The 3,331-nt window shown below is 58.4% G+C and carries 2 protein-coding genes; one reads left to right on the top strand and one right to left on the bottom strand.

Annotated elements, in window-relative coordinates; all coding sequences use genetic code 11:
• Positions 1 to 211: 211 nt before the first annotated feature.
• Positions 212 to 2,617 carry an FtsK/SpoIIIE family DNA translocase gene (locus VAE48_RS01535; protein WP_322791545.1) on the top strand — a complete coding sequence of 802 codons (2,406 nt, stop codon included), beginning with the start codon at positions 212 to 214 and terminating at the stop codon, positions 2,615 to 2,617.
• Positions 2,618 to 2,668: 51 nt separating this feature from the next.
• Here the strand turns inward: VAE48_RS01535 and metK are convergent.
• On the bottom strand, positions 2,669 to 3,331 hold a 663-nt coding region (metK, locus tag VAE48_RS01530; protein WP_322791544.1), incomplete at its 5' end, for a methionine adenosyltransferase.

Below are 3,331 nucleotides of genomic sequence, written 5' to 3'. Positions count from 1 at the left end.
CGAATACCACAAGTCAAGTGATTTGTAAGACCTCTAATGGAACTCTTACAGACTTTGAATATTTTGCTAACAATTCAAGTGCTTTCAGGCATCTTCAATGCCCACAACGGGCGAGATGATTCGGGTCAATTATCGCCCTCATCTGCCAGCATTTTGAGCGATTCCGGCTATAATGGATATAGAACACCTTTTCCGAATGGAGTGGCTTGAATTGGCAAGACATCCTTCCAAGAGCCGAAAAACCGCCCCCCAATCTCCTGCGCGCGGGCGCAGCAAAACGGCAGAGCGTTCAATCAAACGTAAGCCGGAGCGAAACTCACCGTCAGCCAGCCGCTCACGCTCCGCGAGGAGCAGCGGCAGCTCCGGCGGATTATCCCTTCCTTCTCTTTCGCTGGATCGAAAATTAGATTTGCTGGGGGTGTTTCTGGCTTTTGTCGGTTTGCTGACCCTGCTCAGTCTGCTCTCTTCGCAGCGCTCAACGATTACCGGCGCGTGGATCTCCTTCCTTTCACGCATCACCGGCTGGGGCGCCTATCTTCTGCCTCTCTTGTTCATTGCCGTTGGTCTATGGCTGGTTTTCCGCAGTTTTGAACGACTGCCGCGCCTTTCGGCTGAACGATTGACCGGTGGTTTGCTGCTTTACCTCAACCTCCTCTCATGGATGCACCTTTTTGCCGGCGGCGAGATGGAGCTGGCCGAATTGGGCAAAGGCGGAGGTATCCTTGGCGGTTTTTTATTGCGACTGCTCACTTCCAGCGTGGGGGTTGCAGGGGCGCTCATCGTTCTGCTGGCATGGCTGATGATTGCACTGGTTTTCACCTTTGATCTTTCCATCCCGGAATTGATGCGGCGCATTTCGCCGCTATTCAGCGGCATGCAACAACGAATCCGTCAGGCGGTTGCCAGCCGCCCGCGCGACTCCATGCAAGAAAGCGAATCCGAAGAACTCCCACCCGAATTTCAACCCCTGCCGCCGGCAGCGCCCCAGCGTTCAACCCCGCCGCGGCGGGAAAGAGCCGCCTCCTCGACAGCAACCTCGCAACCCGCCCCGCCTGCACCGCAACCCCAGCCGGCCGGGCATGCCGACAATGTTGTCACCTCTCCCTCCCACCAAACATCCGCCAGCGCTGCCGCATTTATTTGGGAATTGCCGGCGGTTGACTCGATTCTCGACCCGGCCACGCCTGCCGCCCAGCAGACCAATCTGGAACAGGAACGCGCCAAATTGATCGAAGAAACGCTGGCATCCTTTGGCGCACCCGCCCACGTGGTAGATATTTCGCGCGGGCCGACGGTGACCCGGTTTGGCGTTGAGCCGGATTTTATCGAAACCCGCTCCGGCAGAACTCGCGTGCGGGTATCCAAGATCGCCTCACTGGCCGACGACCTGGCGCTGGCGTTGGCGGCACCCCGCATCCGCATTCAGGCGCCCGTGCCCGGACGGGCTTACGTGGGCATTGAAGTGCCCAATACCGAAATCAGCCGGGTTTCGATGCGCGAAGTCCTTGAAAGCGAGGCGTTCAAACGCATTCGTTCGGTGCTGCGTTTTGCGCTCGGCAAGGATGTCGCCGGAAAGCCGGTAGCGGTGGATCTGGCCGCGATGCCGCACCTGCTGATTGCCGGAACAACCGGCTCCGGCAAATCGGTGTGTGTCAATTCCATTCTCACCTGCCTGCTGCTGAATAATACCCCTGCCGATATGCGCCTGATTCTGGTTGACCCCAAACGGGTGGAACTGACCGGCTACAACGGCATTCCCCACCTGCTTGCGCCCGTCGTGGTGGATACCGAACGGGTGATTGGCGCACTGCAGTGGCTGCAGCGCGAGATGGATGCCCGTTATCACAAATTCTCACAAAGCGGCGCCCGCAATATTCAGGACTTCAACGCCCGCCACCCCACCGAACGGCTGCCCTACCTGGTGGCGGTGATTGACGAACTGGCTGACCTGATGATGCTCGCTCCCGATGAAACCGAACGTGCCATCACCCGCCTGGCGCAGCTGGCGCGGGCTACCGGCATTCATCTGATTCTTGCCACTCAGCGTCCCTCGGTGGATGTGGTGACCGGTTTAATCAAAGCCAACTTCCCGGCGCGCATCGCCTTTGCGGTGGCATCCTCGGTGGACAGCCGGGTCATCCTCGACCAGCCCGGTGCCGAACGGCTGCTGGGGCGCGGTGATATGCTCTTTCAAGCCCCGGATGCCGCCGCTCCGGTTCGTTTACAGGGTGTGTTTGTTTCAGATGTGGAGATTCAACGGCTGGTGGATTACTGGCGCTCACAGGCAGCGCTGGTTCGGGAGAAAAGCGGCGGCGAAAGCACAACCCCCGCCACTGCAGATTTGTTGCCCGCCGGCATTCCGCTCAAACAAACTCCGCTGTGGGATGACGAGGACAGCGGCGGTGACCCATTGCTGAAAGAAGCCATAGAACTGGTACGCCGCGAAGGACGCGCTTCGATTACCATGCTGCAGCGCCGCCTGCGAGTCGGTTACACCCGCGCCGCCCGCCTGATTGATGCCCTCGAAGAGAAAGGCATCATCTCGCCCGCTTTGCCCAATTCGCAGGTGCGCGAGGTGCTGGATTACGGCCAAACTGCCCCGCCGGCCGAAAAATAAAAACACCCGCCATCTCTGACGGGTGTCCTCCAATTCAACCGGATCCGGTACCTAATCCGCCGCAGTTGCCAGTTTGGCGGCCACGGCCTGCTTTAATTCTTCCACCTTGTTGGTACGCTCCCAGGTCAGGTCTAGATCATCCCGTCCAAAGTGACCATAGGCAGCCAGCTGACGGTAAATCGGGCGGCGCAGGTCAAGATCACGCAAAATTGCGCCGGGGCGCAAATCAAAATGTTCGCTGATCAGTTGTGCAATTTCCTCATCCGGAATTGTTCCGGTGCCAAAGGTTTCCACATTAATGCTTAACGGACGGGCAACCCCAATTGCATAGGCAACCTGAATTTCAACCCGTTCGGCCAGCCCGGCAGCGACAATGTTCTTGGCAACCCAGCGGGCCGCATAGGCTGCCGAACGATCCACCTTGGTCGGATCTTTACCGGAAAAGGCACCGCCGCCGTGCCGCCCCATGCCGCCGTAGGTATCCACAATGATCTTACGGCCGGTCAAACCCGAATCGCCCATCGGGCCGCCGATCACAAAACGACCGGTGGGGTTGACGTAAATTTTCAATTGATCATCCACCATTTCCGGCGGCAGCACCGGGTAAATGACATGTTGGGTAATTGCCTGATAAATTTCTTCCTGCGAGATTTCTGGTGCGTGCTGGGTGCTGATCAGCACCGTATCCACGCGGTAAGGACGGCCAAAGCGGTA

It is taken from the genome of Bellilinea sp., assembly GCF_034432615.1.
GTDB lineage: Bacteria > Chloroflexota > Anaerolineae > Anaerolineales > Anaerolineaceae > Bellilinea.
This window is presented reverse-complemented; position numbering and strand designations above follow the sequence as displayed.